Origin of the sequence: Curtobacterium flaccumfaciens, assembly GCF_051548005.1 — a bacterium.
GTDB lineage: Bacteria > Actinomycetota > Actinomycetes > Actinomycetales > Microbacteriaceae > Curtobacterium.
In genome coordinates this window covers 1-1,174 of the sequence record NZ_JBPUGH010000266.1, presented here as the reverse complement: position 1 = coordinate 1,174, position 1,174 = coordinate 1, and the positions used below count along the sequence as shown (strand labels likewise).

Annotated in this window: 1 protein-coding gene; it reads right to left on the bottom strand. The window is 71.0% G+C overall.

The genetic code is table 11. The annotated features are described in order from the left end of the window. Positions 1–156 precede the first annotated feature (156 nt). The coding region (locus tag ACSW7Y_RS17210) for a PASTA domain-containing protein (protein ID WP_438127440.1) at positions 157–1,174 on the bottom strand (1,018 nt) is incomplete at its 5' end.

Below are 1,174 nucleotides of genomic sequence, written 5' to 3'. Positions count from 1 at the left end.
GAGCCGCACTGAGCGCGTGGCGGCGTGCAACCATCAGCACGAGTCTCGTGCTGACCGACGAGTCTCGTGCCGTTCGGCACGAGACTCGTCGCCGTGCACGAGTCTCGTGTGCGCGTGCACGAGACTCGTGGCCGCGCCGCAGCGCGGCCCCGCGCGCTACTGCTCGTAGGCGAGGGTGATCGTGTCGCCGCGGTGCACGGTGGTGCCCGCGGGCGGGTCCGTCCCCGTCACGGGGAGCGTGGCCTTCCAGTCGTAGAAGCTGCAGAGGATGTTCGTGCAGTCCGGGACGCTGACCTGGAGCCCGAGGCCCTCGAGGGTGCTCGTCGCGTCGTTGATCGTCTTGTCGTGGACGTCCGGCAGCTGGATCGGAGCCGGCCCCTTCGACACGACGACGTCGATCGTGGTGCCCTGCACCGTCGGGTCGTCGGTCGCCTTCGCGGAGATGACCTGGCCCTCGGGCACCTGGTCGTCGTACTTGGCGTCCTGCGACCCGAGTTCGAGCCCGACGCCGTCGAGCGTCGAGCGTGCATCGTCGACGGTCTTGCCGACCACGTCGGGCACCGGTCCGAGCGACACCGTCAGTGTCACGGGGCCACGCTCGGCGTAGGTCCCGGCCTTGCCGAGGTCGACGGCACCCGAAGCATCTCGTCCGGTCGCGGCGATGACGGTGTCCTTCGCGGCGTCCGACGAGAACTGGTACTGGGTGTCCTGCAACTCGAAGTCGTCGTCGAGTGCGGCGGTGACGGTCGACACCGGCTGGCCGATGATCGCGGGGAGGGCGATCATGCGCGGGCCGTCGGACAGGACGAGCTGGATCGCGGTGCCCTTCCGGACCTCGCGCTTCGCGGCCGGCTTCGTCGTGGAGACCTCGCCCTTCGCGATGACCGCGTCGAACCGGTGGCCGTTCGACGCCGCGGTGCGGAGGCCCTGCGCCTCGATCAGCTGTCGGGCCTGGGACACGCTCTTGCCGGCGACCTCGGGGATGCGGACGTTGCCGAGCGGCCCCGGTCCGTACACCCAGCCGATCGTCCCGCCGATGATCGCGAGCAGCACGACGACCGCGAGGACGATCCAGCCGCGCTTGCGGCGCTTGGCGGACTTGTCGGCGAGCCGCTGTCCCGCGGGGGAGAGCACGCCGGGTTGCCCACCGGTGCGGCGCGGTCCCGGCTGGTTC